18 protein-coding genes are annotated in these 19,642 nt (G+C 49.0%); 5 read left to right on the top strand and 13 right to left on the bottom strand.

The window, feature by feature from the left end; translation table 11 throughout:
• The first annotated feature begins 33 nt into the window (after window positions 1-33).
• From B9Y77_RS03865 to B9Y77_RS03850, 4 genes are all read left to right on the top strand, one after another.
• Window positions 34-804: a hypothetical protein gene (locus B9Y77_RS03865; protein ID WP_085490528.1), complete on the top strand. Its 771-nt coding sequence runs from the start codon at window positions 34-36 to the stop codon at window positions 802-804.
• 9 nt (window positions 805-813) lie between these two features.
• Complete coding sequence (locus B9Y77_RS03860) at window positions 814-2,586, top strand: PCMD domain-containing protein (protein ID WP_085490527.1); 1,773 nt, start codon at window positions 814-816, stop codon at window positions 2,584-2,586.
• A gap of 74 nt (window positions 2,587-2,660) precedes the next feature.
• Entirely contained in the window at window positions 2,661-4,157 is a 1,497-nt protein-coding gene (locus B9Y77_RS03855) for an ABC transporter permease subunit (RefSeq protein WP_085490526.1), read from the top strand.
• On the top strand, window positions 4,147-4,893 hold the full coding sequence (locus B9Y77_RS03850; RefSeq protein WP_085490525.1) for an amino acid ABC transporter ATP-binding protein: 747 nt from the start codon (window positions 4,147-4,149) through the stop codon (window positions 4,891-4,893). Before B9Y77_RS03855 ends, B9Y77_RS03850 begins: the two co-directional genes overlap by 11 nt.
• A 136-nt stretch (window positions 4,894-5,029) precedes the next feature.
• On the opposite strand, the gene B9Y77_RS03845 is transcribed toward B9Y77_RS03850, so the two are convergent.
• From B9Y77_RS03845 to B9Y77_RS03815, 7 genes are all read right to left on the bottom strand, one after another.
• Window positions 5,030-5,407, bottom strand: coding sequence for a hypothetical protein (locus tag B9Y77_RS03845; protein WP_014544893.1), 378 nt, complete (start codon window positions 5,405-5,407; stop codon window positions 5,030-5,032).
• A 67-nt stretch (window positions 5,408-5,474) separates the two neighbouring features.
• Window positions 5,475-6,701 (bottom strand): formylglycine-generating enzyme family protein, encoded by a 1,227-nt coding sequence (locus B9Y77_RS03840; protein WP_085490524.1) that lies wholly within the window; start codon window positions 6,699-6,701, stop codon window positions 5,475-5,477.
• Window positions 6,702-6,704: 3 nt separating this feature from the next.
• Entirely contained in the window at window positions 6,705-7,553 is an 849-nt protein-coding gene (gene cdaA, locus B9Y77_RS03835; RefSeq protein WP_085490523.1) for a diadenylate cyclase CdaA, read from the bottom strand.
• On the bottom strand, window positions 7,540-8,454 hold the full coding sequence (folP, locus tag B9Y77_RS03830) for a dihydropteroate synthase (protein WP_085490522.1): 915 nt from the start codon (window positions 8,452-8,454) through the stop codon (window positions 7,540-7,542). The genes cdaA and folP overlap by 14 nt, the downstream gene beginning before the upstream one ends.
• A gap of 9 nt (window positions 8,455-8,463) precedes the next feature.
• Window positions 8,464-10,554, bottom strand: coding sequence for an ATP-dependent zinc metalloprotease FtsH (ftsH, locus tag B9Y77_RS03825; protein WP_085490521.1), 2,091 nt, complete (start codon window positions 10,552-10,554; stop codon window positions 8,464-8,466).
• Window positions 10,541-11,737: a tRNA lysidine(34) synthetase TilS gene (tilS, locus tag B9Y77_RS03820; protein WP_085490520.1), complete on the bottom strand. Its 1,197-nt coding sequence runs from the start codon at window positions 11,735-11,737 to the stop codon at window positions 10,541-10,543. The genes ftsH and tilS overlap by 14 nt, the downstream gene beginning before the upstream one ends.
• A gap of 108 nt (window positions 11,738-11,845) precedes the next feature.
• Window positions 11,846-12,859: a hypothetical protein gene (locus tag B9Y77_RS03815; RefSeq protein WP_085490519.1), complete on the bottom strand. Its 1,014-nt coding sequence runs from the start codon at window positions 12,857-12,859 to the stop codon at window positions 11,846-11,848.
• Window positions 12,860-12,918: 59 nt separating this feature from the next.
• Here B9Y77_RS03815 and B9Y77_RS15760 point away from each other — a divergent pair, with 59 nt between their 5' ends.
• Window positions 12,919-13,179 carry a hypothetical protein gene (locus B9Y77_RS15760; RefSeq protein WP_139829253.1) on the top strand — a complete coding sequence of 87 codons (261 nt, stop codon included), beginning with the start codon at window positions 12,919-12,921 and terminating at the stop codon, window positions 13,177-13,179.
• Here the strand turns inward: B9Y77_RS15760 and B9Y77_RS03810 are convergent.
• The 6 genes from B9Y77_RS03810 to B9Y77_RS03790 form a co-directional block, all read right to left on the bottom strand.
• Entirely contained in the window at window positions 13,124-13,987 is an 864-nt protein-coding gene (locus B9Y77_RS03810; protein ID WP_085490518.1) for a nucleotidyl transferase AbiEii/AbiGii toxin family protein, read from the bottom strand. The genes B9Y77_RS15760 and B9Y77_RS03810 overlap by 56 nt on opposite strands.
• A 2-nt stretch (window positions 13,988-13,989) precedes the next feature.
• The gene (locus B9Y77_RS03805; RefSeq protein ID WP_254899912.1) at window positions 13,990-14,490 is read right to left on the bottom strand and encodes a type IV toxin-antitoxin system AbiEi family antitoxin domain-containing protein; all 501 of its coding nucleotides are present in this window, start codon (window positions 14,488-14,490) and stop codon (window positions 13,990-13,992) included.
• Window positions 14,491-14,642: 152 nt separating this feature from the next.
• On the bottom strand, window positions 14,643-14,795 hold the full coding sequence (locus B9Y77_RS15900) for a hypothetical protein (protein WP_176221708.1): 153 nt from the start codon (window positions 14,793-14,795) through the stop codon (window positions 14,643-14,645).
• 160 nt (window positions 14,796-14,955) lie between these two features.
• On the bottom strand, window positions 14,956-15,306 hold the full coding sequence (gene hisI / locus B9Y77_RS03800; protein ID WP_073424020.1) for a phosphoribosyl-AMP cyclohydrolase: 351 nt from the start codon (window positions 15,304-15,306) through the stop codon (window positions 14,956-14,958).
• Window positions 15,307-15,352: 46 nt separating this feature from the next.
• On the bottom strand, window positions 15,353-16,624 hold the full coding sequence (locus tag B9Y77_RS03795; RefSeq protein ID WP_073424021.1) for a glutamate-5-semialdehyde dehydrogenase: 1,272 nt from the start codon (window positions 16,622-16,624) through the stop codon (window positions 15,353-15,355).
• A 131-nt stretch (window positions 16,625-16,755) separates the two neighbouring features.
• The gene (locus tag B9Y77_RS03790; RefSeq protein ID WP_085490516.1) at window positions 16,756-19,587 is read right to left on the bottom strand and encodes a glycoside hydrolase family 2 protein; all 2,832 of its coding nucleotides are present in this window, start codon (window positions 19,585-19,587) and stop codon (window positions 16,756-16,758) included.
• Between the last annotated feature and the right edge of the window lie 55 nt (window positions 19,588-19,642).

The following is a 19,642-nucleotide window of genomic DNA, read 5'->3' as shown; positions in this document are numbered from 1 at the left end:
ACCTCATGGGTTCAATTTTTTATTTTTGACCCTATGAGTTTAAAGTCAAAATTTTTCATTATTTTGCTGACGCTTGTTGCATTTGCGTTTTCGGCAACTTCTGCGGATTCTACAAAACCAACGAAAAAAGGTGGGCTTCTCGGGAGCCTTTTCTCAGTTGAAGAAGATGAGGCTATTCATCGTGGCAATATCCTCACGGGAGCAACACTTTTCTTGCTTCAAGGAAATTCCGATGAAGATGCGTTGAACATTCTTTTCGGAGATATTTACAAGGCGGAAGGTTATACTTTTACAGCCGAAGTATTTGGCGGATATTTTGTTCGTGATGCAATGGCGGTGGGGATGCGCTCCGGTTACAGCCGCACGTATGTCGATATCGACTATTCAATCCTCGAAGATATTGCAGATGTTAAGGAACACCGCAAGTATGTGAGCAATGGCTTTTTCGTGCAGCCGTTCCTCAAAAATTATTTGAAGGTTTTTGATTCCAAGACAATCTACTTCTTTAACGAAACTTCTCTTACGGTAGAATATTCTTATGGCATTTCGCAATCGGATGATGGTGAGGATGTTTCGAGAACGAAAAATCATGGGTGGACGTTTAAATTTGGCATCAATCCCGGCTTGAGTATTATGGTGCTGGAGCGATTGGCGTTTGAAACATCTGTTGGACTTTTAGGCTTGAATTCTTCTTGGATTGTTATTGAAGAAAATGGTGAAAAACGCAGCGAAGTTTCTTACAACGTTGTGAATTTTAAGGTTAATTTGCTTGCACTTGATTTTTCGTTGGTCTATTTCTTTTAGGGGTTGGTGATGTTGTTTGAAATTTTTAATCATACAAAAATTGGTCATTTCGCAGGTACTGCGTTTTCGCTCCTTGGAATTTTTGCGTTCGTGGTTTTGAATGGTTGCTCTGCAGATTACGATACGTTTGGTGCTTCAGATTACCGCAATTTGGAAGAAGTTTCTTTTGCTGAACAGAATGGTTCTTCAGTGGTGTATTCCGCAGAACACCGCATGGAATTTGATTTTGTTGCCCCATCGGAATCTCAAGAAATTTGGGACTCGTTGACTATTGAAAATATCGACATGAGCCATTTTGCATCGCTTCATTTAGTCGATGATGAAATAGAAGAGTTCCCGACGGATTCGCTTGAATTGGATTCTTTGGCGCAAAAGGTGGTGTGTTCAAAAAATGCTGTAAAAGTGGGCGATAAGATTCAAGTGCCTTCGAACCATATTGTTTATGTAGTTGTTGTTTCTGAAAGTGGAATGAAGTCCATTTGGCAATTGGTTTTGAATATTCCGGAGCCCAAATCAGAAAGCTGTTCCTCTTCTGCAAAATCAGCAAAGTCTAGTAGTTCCGCGAAAAGCGCCGCATTTAGTAGTGCATCGAGCAGTTCCACAAAATCCGCAACGTCAAGTAGTGCGTCGAGCGGTTCCACGAAAAAATCGAGCAGTTCAAATAGTGACGAATCTCGTGAATCCAGCGACTCCCGCGAATCCAGCGATTCTCAAAACTCTAGCAGTTCTGTTGCAGAAGAACCCGTCGAATCTAGCGATTCTCGCGAAGCCCCTGCTCCGCAAATCATTTCGCTTTCTATCGCAGGCAAATCTGCCGTATTTGATGCAGACCGCAAAACGTTCCACGTGGACGATTTGGATTTCCGTACAGACCTTACAGCGCTCGAACTTTCTGAAATTGAACTTTCAGAAGGCGCTACTGCAAATGTCGAAGTGGGCGAGTCTTACGACTTTGGCGCGGGCGTTCAAGTGACTGTCACGAATGCAAACGACGAATCTGAAACGTACACCGTCAAGGCGGGCTATCAGCTGCCGGGATCGAATTTTAACACCTGGAAAGGTGACAATGTCACGCCAGATTCCATCTGGGGCAATGCCAATACCATTTTAACGACGACGGAAAAAATCACGTCTGGCTCCATGATCGGTGCTCAAATCCAGACGAGTTCTGCTCTTACCAAAATGGCTAGCGGCAGCCTCTATACGGCGGATTTCAATCCCAAAGGCGTCGGTACACTCTCGATGGCGAGCTCTTCGACATGGCCCGATGGCAATGAACTCTTGGATTTCGGTAAGCCATTTGCTGCACGCCCGGAATTTATGGAAGTCAAGTTCAGCTACGATGGCAAGGGCGATAGCTGCGATATTTACATCCTTCTTGAAAATCGCACTGGCGATAAAAATGCCAATCGCAAGTCCAGCGACGTGAACAAGTTGGTTGCTTCTGCTTGGTTCCGCTCTACGAAGGCGGATAATTCCGGCCGCGAAAATCCTGATGTCGTAAGAGTCTCGGAACCGGACGAAAACAAGATGCGTACGCTCCGTCTCAAGCTCCAGTACGGCGAGCCGCTCGCAGGCTCACCGATTGAAAATTCTTCGACGTTCAACACGAAACTTGAATCCTCGAACAAGTCCGCCATCAATAACGGCTTGGTGCAGGGGACTGGTGATGAGCCCGTGACTCATATTCGCGTCGTTTTTGCTTCGAGTGCCGATGGCAACCATTACAAGGGCACAAAGGGTGCGATACTCGTTATTGACGAAATGAAACTTATTTATTAGTCCATATATTATATAATACTCACAAGGGTTCCCAAACTTTCGCCTTTTAACTAACTTTTAATTAAGGTTAGAAAATGATACGAAAGTTATATCTCACTCTTTTTATTGCATTGTTCTCACTTGCGCTCACATCGTGCCAAAGCGAGAAACAGACCGTCATCCCCAACAGGGTTCATTCCATCAGCGATCTCGGCCACAAAAAAGTGGGCGTGCAGATTGGCAACACTGCCGATATCTACGCGTCGGACTTTGGTGGTGACACGGCGAAAATCGACGTCGAACGCTATACGAAGCTTGCTGATGCCGTGCAGGCTCTTTTGCAGGGGAAGATTGACGCGGTCATGAGTGACGACCAGCCCGCCAAGGCTTTCGTGCTCCAGAATCCGTCGCTTCGCATTCTCGAAGAAGTCTTCGTCGAAGAAATGTACGCAGGCGTTGTTGCGAAGGGCAACGAAACGCTTTTGGATTCTGTGAACCAGGCGCTTGAAGCGATGAAGAAGGATGGCGTTTACGATTCCCTCTTCAACACGTACATTTATCGTTCGGGCAATTATCACTATCAGAAGAAAGTGACCGAAGGCCCGAAGCTTGTGGTTTCGACCAACGCTCAATTCCCGCCATACGAATATTACGAGAACACAAAGATTGTCGGTCTCGATATCGAAATCGTGAACTACATTGCCGACTACCTCAACCGCACGGTCGAAATTCAGGACATTGAATTTGACGCGATTATCAATGCGGTTGCATCGGGCAAGGCTGATGTCGGTTTCTCGGGATTCACCGTTACCGAAGAACGCAAGAAGTCCATCAACTTCACGACTCCGTACACGCTCTCGAAAGTCGTCGTGATTGTCCGCGGTGACGAGGCCGTTCAAAGCGAAGAAAGCTTTGGCGATCATGTCTACAAGAATTTCGTGAAGGATTCCCGCTGGAAGTTCATTGTCGAAGGTCTCCGCAACACGCTTGTGATTTCGTTCTTTGCGGCTCTCCTCGGTATCATGATTGGCTTTGTGATTGCGCAGATTCGTACGAGCAACGAATTCAACGGCCGTTTCAAGGTGCTGAACTGGTTTGCTAAGGCTTACCTTGCCGTGATTCGCGGTACGCCGATGATGATTCAGCTCCTCATCATTTACTACATCGTCTTCTCGTCGGTGAACATCAACAAGATTCTCGTTGCGATTGTTGCATTCGGCATCAACTCGGGTGCATACGTTTCCGAAATCATCCGCAGCGGCATCAAGGGCGTTGATCCGGGACAGATTGAAGCAGGCCGTAGCCTTGGCCTCAAGTTCCGTACGGTTCTTTATTACATCGTTTACCCGCAGGCGTTCAAGAATTCGCTTCCGGCTCTCACGAACGAATTTATCTCGCTCATCAAGGAAACTTCCATTTGCGGTTACATCGGCCTTACTGACCTCACTCGCGGTGGCGATATCATCCGCAGTATGACTTACGAAGCCATGCTCCCGCTCCTTGCTGTGGCTGCTATTTACTTTATCATTGTCGCCGGGCTCTCGGCTTGTGTTGCAAAACTTGAAAAGAGGTTGAAGAAAAATGAACGCTAATGCAGAAACTTTAATCCAGGTCAAGAACCTTTGCAAATCTTACGGTGACAAGCAAATCCTCAAGGGTATTTCGCTTGATATCCATCGCGGTGACGTGATTGCAATTATCGGCCCGTCTGGTTGTGGCAAGTCGACGTTCTTGCGCCAGCTGAATTTGCTTGAGCAGCCGACGAGCGGTGATATCCTTTTGGATGGCAAGAGCATTTTGGCGAAGGACGTTTCGAAGCCTTCGATTCGCGAGCGCGTTGGCATGGTTTTCCAGCAGTTCAACCTGTTCAAGAACATGACCGCTCTCAAGAACATCATGTTTGCTCCGGTGAAACTCGGTCGCTTGTCCAAGGCTGAGGCCGAAACGCGTGCACGTGAACTCTTGAAGCGCGTGGGCCTTTTGGACCGTGCAGACCATTACCCGGCACAGCTTTCGGGCGGTCAGCAACAGCGTATTGCTATTGCCCGTGCCATGGCAATGCAGCCCGAAGCCATCCTCTTTGATGAACCGACGAGTGCATTGGACCCGGAAATGGTGGGCGAAGTGCTCAAGATCATGAAGGACCTTGCAAAGTCTGGAATGACGATGATTGTCGTGACGCACGAAATGAGCTTTGCTCGCGAAGTAGCAAACCGTGTGCTCTTCTTTGCTGACGGTTACGTTAAGGAAGACGGAACCCCCGAAGAAGTCTTCGACAATCCCAAGGACTCCCGCCTCAAGGAATTCCTTTCGGCTTTGAAAAAGTAAGAAGTGCAGCGAAGTGTCATCCTGAGCTTGTCGAAGGGCGCGGCACTTTCCGCTATAACAAAACCCCGGCTTTAAACCGGGGTTTCTTGCATAAGTTCGCGGACTTCTTGTCGGCATTTAGCCGGCTTTTCTGCGCTTAGTTATAGCTATTCTTAGCTTCGGACTGGGCCTTGAAAATCTTGTCGTATTCGTCCTTCGAGATTCTCATGTAACCCGTCACGATCTTGCCGGATTCGTCTTCGCCGAATTCATAGTAGGCGGAGTCGCCCTTGACGCGCATCAAAATGTCCATGTTGAGCGAATTCTTGCCACGGAGAGCGTTGTTCTCGTATTTGGCTGTGAGGTCGCCGTTCACGTTTCTGATGGTGTAATCGACGTTGTTTTCGGTAAGAACTTCGAAAATCATGTCGGCTTCGCCTTTCCAGTAACCCGTATAGTTGGGCTTTTCATTGTTGCAGCCGAAGAACGTAAACGAAGAAAGTAAAAGTGCGGAGAGTATAAGTTTCGTTTTCATGCTCTTAAATTAGATAATTTTTTTCAGTTAGGTTAGCGAATCTATGTAATGTTGTTTTAACGGTGTGTTATTTACAACACCTGAAACCGACACTCGGGTACTGGTTCTGCGGGTAGAAACTGAATTTGCTTACGGAACAGCTACTTTCGTTGTTCGTGTTCCATGCGCCACCTGCGACCAGGAACTTGTCCGGGTGCTGCTTGCTTGTAGAGGCTGTCCATTCCCAGAGGTTTCCGTTCATGTCGTACATGCCATACCAGCTGCGGCATTGCGTCTTGCGACCGCTTCTCTTGGCTGCCTTTGTGTTGGTATTGCACTTGCTCTGCTTGTAACCGTTACCGTAAGAGAACTTGAAACCGTCCTTGCCACGGCAGGCGGCTTGCCATTCTTCGATTGTGCAGAGGTGTTTGCCTTCGTTCTTGCAGATGCGTGCGGCTTCTTCCTGGCTTACCATGTCCTTCGGTGTAGCGTCCGGCTGGTTCGGGTATTCATAGGCGTCTACGCAGACGGTCTTTCCGCCAACCGGGACGGGGTAGGCGTTCTTGCCGCAAATGTTATCGCTTGCCATGTCGTACTTGGCTTCTTCCCAAGCGGAGCGGTTGCCGACGGAGTCGGTAGCGTAGAAGAACACGGAACCGGTCTTGTTGTATTCAATGCCCTTGCTTGCATCTTGCGGATTGAGCGTATCGCCGATGGAAACAAACGTCTTGCATTTGATTTCATCGCACTTGACCTTGAGCTTGATCGGGTCGTAGTAGCGGCCTGCAGGCGGCGTGATTTCGGCTGTGGGCGGGACCTTGTCCGAGTTGCGGAGGCTATCGGCGAAGCGAGCCTTGTTCAGGGAATCCTGGCGGTCTCTTTCGATACGTGCGAGTGAGTCGTTAACGCGGGCGAGACTATCCCTGCGGAACTTGCGATAGGCACGGATGCTGTCCTTGTTGACTGCCGGGACTTTGGGCAAATTGGCGAGCGAATCTGCCGAGCGGAGGCTATCGGCAAGGCGCAAACTGTCTGCGATTCTAGCTTCTTCGAGAGCCTTTAAGCTGTCGGCCTTGGCCTGCTCGGCGCGGAGGCTATCAAGAATCTGCTGTTGGCGGAGTGCGAGTTCCGAGAGCTTCTGTTCTTCAAGCGCTTGCTGCTTGACCTTGTTGAGCTGGCACTGCACTACAAAAAGGCAGATGAGCAAAAGGAACATCAAAATCAAGATGACGAGATTGCGTTTCCCGTTTTTCTTCTTCTGGTTGCCCTGCGCATTTTGTGCGTTCTTCGTAGAATTCTTTTCGTTGTTTGCCATAAGTTACACCTTGTTTTCGACTGCTTCGTTTTCACCTTCGGCTTGATCTTCTTCAATAACTTCGTTGAAGAGGTCGTGCCAGTGGCGGAAAATTTCTGCTTTAAGTTCTTTCGGGGTGAGGCCGCGTCTCAGGTTGTTTCTGTAAGCGGTAGAAATTTTACCTGTTTCTTCGGAGACGATGATGATGAGGGCATCACTTTCGGCAGCGAGAGCTTTAGCGGCGCGGTGGCGCATACCGTAGCCTGCATCGCCTTCAGCATTACCGGTCGGCATCGGCAAAATACAGCCTGCGGCGACAATCGACTTGCAGTTGAGAATCACAGCACCGTCGTGCAAAGCGGAATTCGGGAAAAACAATGCGCGCAAAAGTCTGGAGCTGATTCGTGCATCGAGGTATTCACCTGTGTCTGCGTAGTTCTTGAGGCCCACGCGCTTTTCAAGCACGATGAGCGCACCGGTTTTTGTCTTTGCCAAATCCTGAACGGCAGAGCAAATTTTCTGGGCGATGTCATCGAGACCGCTCGCGTGGAAGAGGATGTTTCTCAAGTCCACTTTACTCACGCTCTGACCGATTCGCGTAAGGGCGCTTCGAATTTCGGGCTGGAACAAAATCACGATGGCGATAATACCGAGCGTAGCGAGGTTACTGAGCATCCACACGAGCGTATGGAGTTCCCACCACTGCGCAATGAGCCATGCGAGAATGAGCAAAAAGCCGCCGAAAATCATCTGTGCTGCACGCGTCCCGCGGAACAGCAAAAAGATGTAATACAGAATGACTGATATGAGGAGAACGTCCAGAATGTCAGCCATACGAACATCGATGATGCCGAATAACTTAAACAGCGTCATGGGACTTCAAAGCCTCCAAATATAAAAGTGATTCTTTTGCTTCGCGAACATCGTGAACGCGGATAACGCTTGCACCGCCAAGGGCGGCGATAATGTCTGCGGTCACTGTCGGGATAAGCCTATCGCTTGTTTCAAGCCCAGGCATCTTTCCGATGTAGGACTTTCTAGACGTGCCAATCAAAACGGGGTAGCCGTCCTTGAGCATTACGTCCACGGACTTCATCAAGTCTATGTTGTCTTGAACCGTCTTTCCAAAACCGATACCCGGATCAATGCAAATGCGTTCTTTTTCGACACCGGCGTCGAGGAGCTTCTTCACCTGTGCCAAGAGTTCTTCTTGAACTTCCTGCACCACGTTTGTGTACGGCTTGAAGTCCTGCTGCATCGTTCCGAAGTTCCCGCGCATGTGGTTGAGCACCACGCTTGCCTTTGTGCTTGCAACGGTCTCGATCATTTTCGGGTCCATCATGCAGGCGCTGATGTCGTTGATGATGTGCGCCCCGAGCTTCATGCATTCTTCGGCGACTTTAGCCTTGACCGTATCGACTGAGATGTAGAACTTGCGGAATCCCGGATTGTCGAGGTCTTCCGAAATGGTTGCGGTCTGTGCGAGCGCCTCTACGACGGGGCATACGCGGTCAAGTTCTTCCTGAACGCTCACGGGAGCACTCCCGGGGCGGCTGCTTTCACCGCCGATATCGAGAATCACAGCACCTTGTTCCACCAACGAAATGGCGTGCTCGTAAGCGGCTTCGGGCGTGTTATGCTTGCCTCCATCAAAGAAACTGTCCGGGGTAACATTCACGATACCCATGACAAGCGGCATCCTCGAAGCTGGAATGATGTCGTTTCCAATTTTCCAAGAGATTGCACGATTAGATTCTAATAGAGAGCGGAGCATTGAGCGACCTTATTCGTTTTCTTTCACAGAATTTGTAGCGGTTTCGTTGCCTGATGCTGGGGCCGGCTGGACGTCGGCAATCGGAGCTACCGGCGGTTGGTCACCCGGGTCAGGCGGCGGAGTGTTTTCTTCTTCGCGTTTCTTAGCGAGTTCTTCCATAGCCTTGTACTGGCGGCTCTTCTTTGTACCGGTGAGCTTTTCGCCAGCCATGACTTTGTCGATTTCTTCGCGGTCGAGCACTTCAAATTCAAACAGCGCTTCGGCGAGGTCGGTGAGCTTGTCCTTGTGTTCTTCAAGGAGTTGTCTTGCCTTGTTGTCCATGCGCTTGATCAAGTTGTTGATGGCGTTGTCAATCTTTTCGGCCATCATTTCGGACATTTCCTTCGGCTTACTGATTTCGCGTCCGAGGAACACTTCGCCATCGGCGCGGCTGTAGCAGACTGGTCCAATTTCTTCGTCGAAGCCCCATTCCGTCACCATCTTACGGGCAAGTTCTGTAGCGCGCTGGATGTCGTTACTTGCACCCGTGCTCTGGTGGTTGAAGAAGATGAGCTCGGCGAGACGGCCTGACATCATGATCATGATGCGTTCTTCGGCGTATTCGCGGCTGTAGCTCACCTGGTCGCGTTCGGGCAAACTCATGGTCACACCGAGAGCGCGTCCGCGAGGGATAATCGTAATCTTGTGGAGCGGGTCAGAATGCTTGCAGAGAAGCGTCATGAGGGCATGGCCTGCTTCGTGGTAAGCGGTGTGGCGCTTTTCTTCGTCGGTCATTAAGAGCGTGCGGCGTTCAGCACCCATGCTGAGCTTGTCGCGTGCTTCTTCAAAGTCGAGCATCGTCACTTTCTTGTTGTTGAACCTTGCGGCGAGGAGCGCTGCTTCGTTCACCAAGTTTTCGAGGTCTGCACCGGCAAGTCCCGGAGTTCCCTTAGCGACAGCCTTCACATCGACATCATCGCCAAGAGGCACCTTGCGCTTTTTCAAGTGAACCTTCAAAATTTCTTCACGGCCCTTGAGGTCGGGGAGTCCCACCACAATCTGGCGGTCAAAGCGGCCCGGACGGAGGAGTGCCTTGTCGAGCACATCCGGACGGTTCGTGGCGGCAATCAAAATCACGCCTTCGTTAGCGGTAAAGCCGTCCATTTCCACGAGCAACTGGTTCAAAGTCTGTTCGCGTTCGTCGTGACCGCCTCCGAGACCTGCACCACGCTGGCGACCCACGGCATCGATTTCGTCGATGAACAAAATGCACGGAGCGTTCTTCTTACCGGTTTCAAACAAGTCACGCACGCGGGATGCACCCACGCCAACGAACATTTCCACAAAGTCCGAACCCGACATGCTAAAGAACGGCACGCCAGCTTCGCCTGCAACGGCGCGGGCGAGGAGCGTCTTACCTGTACCCGGAGGGCCAACGAGCAAAGCACCCTTCGGGATGCGGCCACCGAGCTTGTCGTATTTCTTTGGATCCTTCAAAAATTCAACGAGTTCCTGCAAGTCCTGCTTGGCTTCGTCGCAACCGGCAACGTCATTGAACGTCGTCTTCTTTTGCGAGTTCAGCTGGCGCACCTGGCTCTTGCCAAACGAGAACGGGCTCTTACCGCCACCGCCCATCTGACGGCTCATCATGATATAGAAGAACGCAATCAGCAAAATGGCTGGCAAGAATGCAACGAGAGTATCAATCCAGGTGGTCGATTCGTGAATGACCTTGACCTTCACGCCCTTGAAAGCTTCCCAAGTCGAAATCTGCTCGTTCGAAATATCGAGCATGTGGCTCTTGAAATGCTTGTTCTTCGTGTCGGTACTGTTGCGGGTGAACCTAGCAAGTGCGCTTTGGCTCTTCTTGGCCTCGGCGATTTCTTCCGGGGACATCTCGTAAGCGCCTTCGATAATCACGCCATCGGGAGTCTTCTGGAGCGTAAGTTCAGTAATGACCTTGGTCGAGTCGCCCATCATGGCTAAAAATTCGGTGCGGGTAATATCCTTGCTGGAATCTTTCCCGGTCATGGGGAACATGACGAAAAGCATGAGGAGCATGATGAGAACAATGATAAAATTCTTGTTCTTAAACGGAGCTGGCTTCTTAGGTTGATTCATTATAATCCTTTTCTTTCTTCTCGCAAGATACAAATTTTGCGGCTGAAAGCGCGTCCTTGAACTCGCAAATCCAGACAGTACGCGCTATTTTGACGACGGAACGCCGGCGATAAACCGCCCGGACCGGGATTTTTACGTGGGCAGGCTCCTTAGGGCCGTAGAAAAAGCCAATCGGGAACCGAAAACCCTTTTCTGTGAGCCACAACCGGAACATTTCGGACAGATCTGCATCCGCGTATTCGCGTAGAATTTTATTGAGTTTTTTCTTGTCTAATGAGACGAAAGACGAGAGACGAGAGACGAGAGAATCTTTGTCATGCCCGCCACCGAGCGGGAATCCCCTTGAGTCATCCTGAGCGAAGTCGAAGGATCTAGAGCATTTGGCCATCACTTTCGCGTACGCTTTGTCAGCTAGCCCCGCAATCTTGCAAAGCTGTTGGATTGCCCCCGGACATTCGCGTTCCAGATTCGGCAAAAACTCGTGCCTAATTTTATTGCGTGCGAATTTTACATCCGCATTGCTTTCGTCCTCGCACCAGCTTAAACCATTCTCGCGAGCATAGGTGAGGAGTTCTTTGCGAGTGACGTTCAGGAACGGACGAAAGATTACGATGTCATCCTGAATTATTCTTACTTCTTGAATCCCGCGGAGCCCGGCTAGCGTTGTCCCGCGCTTGAGACGCATATACACTGTCTCCGCCTGATCCCCCGCATGATGCGCAGTCACGATAGCAATTGGGCTATGGGGTATGGGGGCGCAGCCTTCGTCATCCTGGAGGGGCAAAGCCCCGATAGGATCCAAAGCATAATGGACTCTATCGCCTGTCGGCTCCAGAGTGACAATGCTTTTCACAATTTCTGTTAGCGCTTTATACCTTGCGTCTCGTGCATTTTCTTCAAGTGAACCATCTGCACCTTTCAGCGCTTCACCATCCAACTTCTTCAAGAAAAAAGGAACATTGTGCGACTTTGCAAATTCTTCTACAAATTTTGCGTCTCTGTCTGCCGTTCCTTCGCGTAGCCCGTGATGCACATGCGCAATCCCTAGCCATTCAATCCCAAGAGCTTTGCGGTTCTTGATAAAATAATGCGCCAAGCAGATAGAATCCAAACCGCCCGAAACTGCAAGCAGCAGGCGCTTAAAACCATGATGGCGAATATTTTCAACTAAATTGAGCGACAACCCGATAGACCTTTTAATAAAGACAAAAGAGAACTGTCTTTTGAAACAGTTCTCCTTTTAAATTAGAATTTTACGATTATTCTGTTTTTACTCTCTAAACTATTTCCCTTAATTCTTAGCGTACTGGTTCAGCAATTGTTTTGTTTCTTCTGTAGGAAGTCCTTTTGTACATTCGTAGAATTCATCTCTGTTATCGATTTGGAATCCTTCAACAGGCCCCTCTTTATAATAAAATTGATCATCACTTTTATCGCGAGCGCTCAATAAAAATTCTGCACTTTCTTCTTTGCACAATTTCTCGTTGATGAATCCCAATCTTTGTGTGTTTGTGCAAGTCTTTCCATTGCTAGACATCGTTGTAATGTAGTTCATTCCTGTAGCGTCGAATTTTGGAGCCAAAGTAACTTCAAAAAGTTGGTTGCCGATAGAGAATGATTGCTTTAATAATTCTTTGGGTTCCTTTGTTATCGTTTTTTCAACAAGCAGTTGCTTGATGATAGCGTCGCCAATATCATAACCAAAATTGCGATCCAAAATGGCTCCGATGTTGATATCATTTTGTTCTAAATTGCCCGTATCAACGGTCGTTGTGATATAAACGGAGTCTTTGGTAATCTTCATGGTTCTTGCGATTCCGCTCATACCACCAATGAATTTTGAACACTTGATATCAGTTTCTCCGAGTTGTCTTTTGCAACCGGTGACTTTCCACGTTCCGTAAATATCATTGTGGTCATTGCTCAGCGACAACGTTTCATAGTTACGGTATAAGTCAAGAAACTCTTGTTCGTCCGGATTGTCTGAAACTTGCTTTTCGGCTGGCCCCATCCAAAGCGAATCACCGACAATCTTGTAAGAACCCGGATCCAATGATTCTGGATATTCTTCCCAAGCAAACGTTTTTGTATCGGGGTGGTAATTGCAAACGTATGTTCCTTGGTAAACACGTCCCGTTGTTTCATCGTACTTAATCGGGATGACATAAGTGTATCCTTCACCGAAATCCGTTGTTTGAGTTGCAGGCTTTGTGGATTGAGTGTTGTCGAGACTCGATGTCGGATTGTCTTCGCTGCAAGCGACGAACATGAACATACCGAATAAAACTGCGTAAGTCTTTTTCATATTAGAACCCTTCTTTATTTAAACGAAATATATTAAATTTGTCTATTAAGGAGGCTGTCATGGCTAAAAAGAAAGATAAAGTGTTCAGCAATGTTGCTGAAACTGCCAAAGAAAGCGATGCGATGCGCATGCGACGCATAGACGGCTCCCAAAACGGAGCCACGTTACGGACAAGAGTTGTTCGAGACAAGACAAAGTACAACAGAAATTTGAAACACAAGAAGTCCCTCGCTGATGCGGGGGATTTCCCTTTTTATGGGGCGCTTACCCCTTCCATTCGTCTGTTAAGGCGCAGAAGAAATCTGTACTCCATAGAGTAAGCTTTGAGGAATCAGCGATAAACGGTTGGACATCTCGCTTTGCTTCGTTGAAATCGACTGCGTGGAATCGTTCTTTTAATAGGGTTTTCAATTTAGCAGTTGTTAAGATTTCTGTAGAATTCCAATGTCCGGTCTGTTCCATGCGCTTTTGCAAGTGTGGCAGATTAACGCTAGTGTTCTGAGAAACATACCATACGAAATCATAGAAATCACGTCCTTTGACTCGGTTCTTCCACCCTCGACAAAGCAAAGCATGGAGTTTCCCTGCAAAAAGTGAAGGCTTATCGTAAAGCTTCACTGCAAAAGGGGATGGCAAAAGTCGATACTTGTTTTCGAATGTCGCCAATTCAGGCGGATTTGTATCCACTTCGAATTTTATTTTCAAAATTTCGTTGCTTGGAATTGGCAATGGTGAATGTTTGGTTGGCATGATTTTCAGCAGGTGCTTTAGGGTGTTTCCCTTTAAAAACGCGGATTGCACTGGAGAATCTAGGGATTTGATCTTGCTTTCGACGGTCATTTCCAAGCCGACTGCTTGGAGTTCTTGCTCAAGAATATCAAAATAATGTGGTAGTTCAAATTTTTCGTCGACTTGGATTAAAGAAAAGTCCATATCTTCGGAGAATCGGTCTAGTCCATAGAAAATTCGGAGGGCTGTTCCACCGTAAAAAGCTGCTTTTTCGAAAAATCCGCCTCGCGAGAGTCCGCATAGCGCGACTTCCTGAGCAATTTCTTTGAGTGCGTTGCGGTAATCAGATACATTTTTGCAGTTGTATCTTGTGAGCATTGATTCTATTACACTTGCCATGTTTACCTCATTTTAGAAAGAATGTAAAGATTCTTCTTTTTGTATAAAAGTGCAATTTTGTGGATAAAGTTAAAATTTAAATTGTTGAAGTCCTCGTTTTCAATTCGCAAATTCTCAAATAAAAATGATTCCATAGCTCGCTTGCTAGTGATAGGGCTTTCCTTGTAGAGCCTGTCGCAAAGCGCCTTTTCGCAAGTTGCCATAGTGTATGGGCGGTCTTCCATATTTTCGATATTGACTCCGTGAGGGAATACATCGGTTGGAATGTCGGAGTATGAAAACTCGCCGAAGGGTGTTTGGTATAGCTTGTTCTTGTTCTTTTGGAATGATGCTGACGTGTATAAGTTTACTCGTTCGGGAATGAGTCCGTGCCTCGAAAGGGCATATTCGAATGATAGGTATGACGGTCCGTAAATGGCTCCGGCAAGGACTTCTCCTGGCGTGTTCCGATCGGTTTCGTAAAGTCCTCGGATAATCTTGAAAATTTCGCCACGAAGAGTCATTTGCCGCAATTTCATTTGCGGTTGTTTGTACTCTTGACTCAGCGTTGACAGAATTTCTGAGGCAGTCCTTATCACGATTTCCTCCAATAACTATAAAAATAATATACTTACTGGAGAAAATCAATATGTTTTTGAATGTATTTATGATATTTCTACCCTCCGCAGAACCATAGGCAACAGACAATCCCGATGATAATCAGGAAGGGGAGGATTTGTAGCAATAGCGTTATGGCGCAGGCTTCGCCCGCACCTCCAAGCCCTAAAATGGCAAGGATTGCAAAAATGATAAGGAATGTCGTCAGCATAAGAACCTCACGACTGTAATTTAATAGTTGAAAATGTCATATATTGACAATTGCAGTTTTTCGCATTTTGCATAACGCATTTTGCGAAAAAAATGAGTTCTAAAACAAAAAAAGCCTAGCTTGCGTGTGCAAACTAGGCTGAAATTTTTTAAGGCGTTGCTTACTTTTCGCACTTCTTGAAGAAACAGCTGCGAGCGCCAGTGTGGCAAGCGACCTGTGGACCCTGCATACGCACCTTGAAAAGCAGTGCGTCAGAATCGCAGTCGGCAGCCCATTCGACGACCGTCATCACGTTTCCGCTCGTGTCGCCTTTGTGCCAGTATTCCTTGCGGCTACGGCTCCAGAACACCATTTCGCCACATTCGTGCGTGCGGCGGAGCGCTTCTTCGTTCATCCATGCCATCATCAGTACGTCGCCCTTGTCGGCGTCCTGGACGATTGCTGGTGCGAGCTTCACGCCACCGAATTCTACTTCAAACTTTACTTCTTTGATTAAGTCTTCAAACTTCATCTTTTGTCTCTCGTCTGTAGGCGCAACGCGCCGTTCTTTCGTCTAATTATCCGCGAACCTGTCCATTGCCACGGAGAATCCACTTGTAGCTGCAGAGGCTTTCGACGCCCATCGGACCGCGAGCATGGAGCTTGTCCGTAGAAATGCCCACTTCGGCACCGAGACCATATTCGCCACCGTCTGCAAAGCGCGTACTGGCGTTCACCATGACGCTGCTGCTGTCGACGTTTGCGACAAAGTAGTCCTGAACGCTTGCATCTTCTGCAACGACAGCTTCCGTGTGGCGGCTGCTGTTCTTTTCGATGTGGTCGCAGGCTTCTTCGACGTTATCGACAAACTTGACGCTTGCCTTGAGAGCTAGGTATTCGTGATGGTAGTTGCTATCGTCGCCGATATCCTTGATGCGGCTGTCATGCGATTGGGCGTCCTTGTTGCCAAAGAGTTCCACGCCGCGGTCGGCGAGGCAATCAATGAGCTTCTTGACGTTTGCATCATCGATGTGGCGGTCGATAATCACGCATTCCATGGCGTTGCACACGCCCGTGCGTTGCGTCTTGGCGTTGATGAGAATGTTCACAGCCTTTTCCATGTCGGCGGACTTGTCCACGTACACATGGCAGATGCCGTTGAAGTGCTTGATGACAGGAATCTTGCTCTGTTCGACGACTGCGCGGATCAAACGTTCGCCACCGCGAGGAATCACGAGGTCGAGGCAATCGTTGCGCTGCAAGAGCATGCCCACAAGGTCATGGCTCGTTTCGGTCACGAGCTGCACAGCGTCCTTGTCGACGCCGTTTTCTTCAAGAGCCTGGTGGAAAATCCCGGCGAGGCACTTTGCGGAGTTGAGTGATTCCTTTCCGCCACGGAGAATCACGGCATTGCCCGCCTTAAAGCAAAGGCAAGCGCCGTCAATCGTCACGTTCGGACGGCTTTCAAAAATAAAGAACACAGAACCTATCGGCACAGCGACACGGCTAATCTTGATGCCGTTCTTGAGTTCACGGGATTCAAGAATGCGACCGAGCGGGTCGGTAAATGCGGCGATTTCTTCGGCGCCCTTGGCCATCGATTCGATGCGGGCATCGTTCAAAGTCAGGCGATCCATCTTGGAATCGTCGAGCTTGCCGGCGGCAGCTTCGAGGTCAATCTTGTTGGCGGCGAGGATTTCCGGCTTCTTTGCACGGAGGATTTCTGCAACACGTGCGAGCACGGCTGCGCGCTTTTCAGCGCTCAATGTACGGATTTTCTTGCTCGCGTTCTTTGCTTTGTTGGCGAGCTCGTCAGAGTATTTTTCCAAATTAACGTTATTCTGTGTCATAAGAGCAAATATAGAAAACGAAAAGTCCCGCACCAGGGCGGGACTCTTGTAATTACTAATTATACGCTTCGGCCCTTCGGCTGAGCTCAGGGACCTGGACCTTAATAAGGTTGGTGAGCCTGCCGAACCAATTACAGCAGGTTCACGATTGCCGTGAACAGAGCATCCGAAAGGGCGTTCGTTTCCAAGCCTTCAATCACGCTGAACTGGTTGAACATAATCTGTCCCTTGCCAAACGGCACGAGCTGCAGGTCCACACCCGTCTTGATTTCGCCATCCTTGAGCGTCACGGAACGTGCATAAACCTTAGCGCCAGCGAGCTCGTTCAACGAAATGCCCGGCATAGCCGATGCGGAGTTGTGGTCGAGAACACCGTTGCCGCCGAACACTGCGAGGAGCGGAGAATCCTTCGGCAAGTAATGCAAGCTGAATTCGTTTGCGCCTGTGGTCCAGTGGGCTTCGATCTTGTTTTCGAAGTTGTGGCTCTGGTTCAAGAGGTCGATATCTTCTGTCGTCATGTCGGAGAGCAAAAGCGTCTTGCCGCCGTTCTTCGTGACTTCGATAATCTTTTCCAAGATTTCATCCGGCCAAGAACTCAAGTTTGCAGTGAAGATAATTTGTTCGGAACCGTCGAGAGCGGCGAGCACATCGCTCGATTCGTCATAGTTATCCAAGAAGCAAACCTTGCTCATGGCGTCCTTCACGTCGGCCTGTTCAATCACGATCAAGTCTTCGTAGCTGGAATGGATTTCCTTGCCGCAATCCTTGAGCGTGAGCTTAATCTTGTACATGCCGGTTGCGCGCGGAGCCATCAACGTGCAAATGCCAAGCTGCGTAAGAGTCTTCTTTTCAGCAGGTTCTTCGGGCATGACCTTCTGCGTGTTGAGGACTTTGTCCTTAGCGTCGAGGAGCGAAACTTCGATTTCCACATCTTCCAAACGGCTGTTGTTCAAAAGCGTGAGCTGGAAGCTGACTTCGCTCTGCGGTGTGGCTACGTGTTCCAGTTCGCTGATGAGCACGCGGCTCGGAGTTGTGATTTCACGAGCAAAATTCTGGACGCCCTTGGACTTTCTGTTTTCGTCGTTAAGGCCGCTGAAGTCGGTGCCGTTGTCGGCCCACTGGTCGAGGAAGAAACCAGAAATCTGCGGGTTGCTCTGGAATGCCGTAATCTGGTCGTACTTGCTCTTGAGCGCAATGCGGTAAACATCGGCGTTGAACGATTCGAAGTTCGGCCAAATGGAGAGCTTGCTATCGTCGACGAACGTTTCCACAGATTTGAATTCGTTCTTGATCGCCTTCTGGCTCTTGATGCTACGAGGACCGGCGATGGTGGTTGCGCGCTTCGGGAAGAGCGTATTGTTCTTGAGCGTCACCAAAACCTTGTTTTCGATATCGTTCAAAATCGGTTCTTCTTCATCCTGGAAGTGGCTGTCACCAAGACCCGTATCCGGCACCATGAGTTCTTCGTCTTCCTTGTCCAGCATGTGGGCGAGGTAGTGCGTGTAAGCGGCACTCGGGTTTAAACGCGGGTTCACGCGCATCGTGGCGTACTGCGAAATACGGTCGATGGAAACCGGGATAATCTTACCCGTATCCTTGTGGAAGTTTGCTTCGTTGTCGAGGTAAATACTGTTGAAGTTGCTAATCGCCGGGCGGCAGGTGTCGATCGGGCTAATAGCGTTCAAAAGCTTGTTACCGTTCTGGAGCATGAACGTTCCGTTTTCGGAACCGAGAATCCAGGCGGCGATACACGGATGGTTGTGCTGGTCGCGCACCATGTCGTTGATGAGCTTTTTCGTGATTTCGAGGCCCTGTGCGGTCGAACGCATCGTGTGGATCGGGAATTCCTGGAACACGAACAAACCGATTCTGTCGCAGATGTCGAGAGCCGTGCTGCTGAGCGGAGCGCCGCAAGAACGGATGACGTTGAAACCTGCTGCCTTCACGGCGTTTAAGTCCTTTTCGAGAGCCGGGTTCTGGTCTGTCCAGAGGCCGCCTTCGCTCCACTGCTGGTTGTAGCTCACGCCCATGAGCTTTACGATGGAGTCGTTGATGTAGTAGTCGCCCTTGAGGCAGTCGAACTTGCGGAAGCCGAAAGTCTTCACGACAGGGAAGGTGTATTCCGGAGCCTTGCCCTTAGCGCCCTTGATTTCAAGCTGCATTTCGATAGCGAACAGGTTCGGACGTTCCGGACTCCAGACGCACTTGTCCTTCTTCCAGTCCTTGATGCCAAGCAAGAACTTCTGCGTGGCGTTTTCCTTTTCGAGCTTGATATCCTTGAAGAATTCGTAAACGTCGCCGTTCGGGTTCTTCATGAGGATGCGGAGGCGAGACTGGTAACCGCGCGGGTTGTTGAAGAATGCTTCGACAGAAACGCGTTCCTGGTCCATGTCCGGTTCGACGTGAATATCAGAAATAAATGCGGCGTTGCCGAGAATCAAGTCCACGTGACCGCAGATACCGCCATACGGATACTGCGACCAGGGGAGGCCAACCGGCATTTCTCCCGGGTGGGCGTAGCGGTCGTTTGCGCCTTCCTTGCTTTCGCGACCGAAGTCGATGCGGCTGTTCGTTGCACCCATGTTTGCAACGCGGATGCAGAGAATGTTTTCTTCGCCGAGCTTGATTGCCTTCTGAGTTTCAATGACAAACGACGTGTAGGCGCCAAAGTGGTCGCCCAAAAGTTTACCGTTAAGCCAGATGGTGGCGTGCGTTGCAATCTTTTCAAAACGCAAGAAAATGCGCTTTGTGACCTGCTTTTCGTCGTCAATCGTGAATCTCTTGAAATAGAATGCGCAGTCCTGGGCCATCAAAAGCTTGTCAAAAGCTCTTTCCCAGATGTGGGGAACGCTAACAGTCTGTGTTTTTTCAGGATACGTTGCATACCAACGATTGGAGATGCCGGTGTCTTCCGTGTCCCAGATCATCTGCCAATCGCCATCAAGGCTGATAATTTTGCTCATTTAGGGAATCCTTTATAAAATTCAGCGATAATTTAGCAAATTAGCCATTGGTTGA

The organism is Fibrobacter sp. UWB13, assembly GCF_900177805.1.
Classification (GTDB): domain Bacteria; phylum Fibrobacterota; class Fibrobacteria; order Fibrobacterales; family Fibrobacteraceae; genus Fibrobacter.
This window is presented reverse-complemented; position numbering and strand designations above follow the sequence as displayed.

Excerpts from the sequence above, each read along its gene's own strand:
- B9Y77_RS03865 (WP_085490528.1), top strand. The coding sequence starts at position 34 with ATGAGTTTAAAGTCAAAATTTTTCATTATTTTGCTGACGCTTGTTGCA.
- B9Y77_RS03860 (WP_085490527.1), top strand. The coding sequence starts at position 814 with ATGTTGTTTGAAATTTTTAATCATACAAAAATTGGTCATTTCGCAGGT.
- B9Y77_RS03855 (WP_085490526.1), top strand. The coding sequence starts at position 2,661 with ATGATACGAAAGTTATATCTCACTCTTTTTATTGCATTGTTCTCACTT.
- B9Y77_RS03850 (WP_085490525.1), top strand. The coding sequence starts at position 4,147 with ATGAACGCTAATGCAGAAACTTTAATCCAGGTCAAGAACCTTTGCAAA.
- B9Y77_RS03845 (WP_014544893.1), bottom strand. The coding sequence starts at position 5,407 with ATGAAAACGAAACTTATACTCTCCGCACTTTTACTTTCTTCGTTTACG.
- B9Y77_RS03840 (WP_085490524.1), bottom strand. The coding sequence starts at position 6,701 with ATGGCAAACAACGAAAAGAATTCTACGAAGAACGCACAAAATGCGCAG.
- cdaA (WP_085490523.1), bottom strand. The coding sequence starts at position 7,553 with ATGACGCTGTTTAAGTTATTCGGCATCATCGATGTTCGTATGGCTGAC.
- folP (WP_085490522.1), bottom strand. The coding sequence starts at position 8,454 with ATGCTCCGCTCTCTATTAGAATCTAATCGTGCAATCTCTTGGAAAATT.
- ftsH (WP_085490521.1), bottom strand. The coding sequence starts at position 10,554 with ATGAATCAACCTAAGAAGCCAGCTCCGTTTAAGAACAAGAATTTTATC.
- B9Y77_RS03815 (WP_085490519.1), bottom strand. The coding sequence starts at position 12,859 with ATGAAAAAGACTTACGCAGTTTTATTCGGTATGTTCATGTTCGTCGCT.
- B9Y77_RS15760 (WP_139829253.1), top strand. The coding sequence starts at position 12,919 with ATGGCTAAAAAGAAAGATAAAGTGTTCAGCAATGTTGCTGAAACTGCC.
- B9Y77_RS03810 (WP_085490518.1), bottom strand. The coding sequence starts at position 13,987 with ATGGCAAGTGTAATAGAATCAATGCTCACAAGATACAACTGCAAAAAT.
- B9Y77_RS03805 (WP_254899912.1), bottom strand. The coding sequence starts at position 14,490 with ATGACTCTTCGTGGCGAAATTTTCAAGATTATCCGAGGACTTTACGAA.
- B9Y77_RS15900 (WP_176221708.1), bottom strand. The coding sequence starts at position 14,795 with ATGCTGACGACATTCCTTATCATTTTTGCAATCCTTGCCATTTTAGGG.
- hisI (WP_073424020.1), bottom strand. The coding sequence starts at position 15,306 with ATGAAGTTTGAAGACTTAATCAAAGAAGTAAAGTTTGAAGTAGAATTC.
- B9Y77_RS03795 (WP_073424021.1), bottom strand. The coding sequence starts at position 16,624 with ATGACACAGAATAACGTTAATTTGGAAAAATACTCTGACGAGCTCGCC.
- B9Y77_RS03790 (WP_085490516.1), bottom strand. The coding sequence starts at position 19,587 with ATGAGCAAAATTATCAGCCTTGATGGCGATTGGCAGATGATCTGGGAC.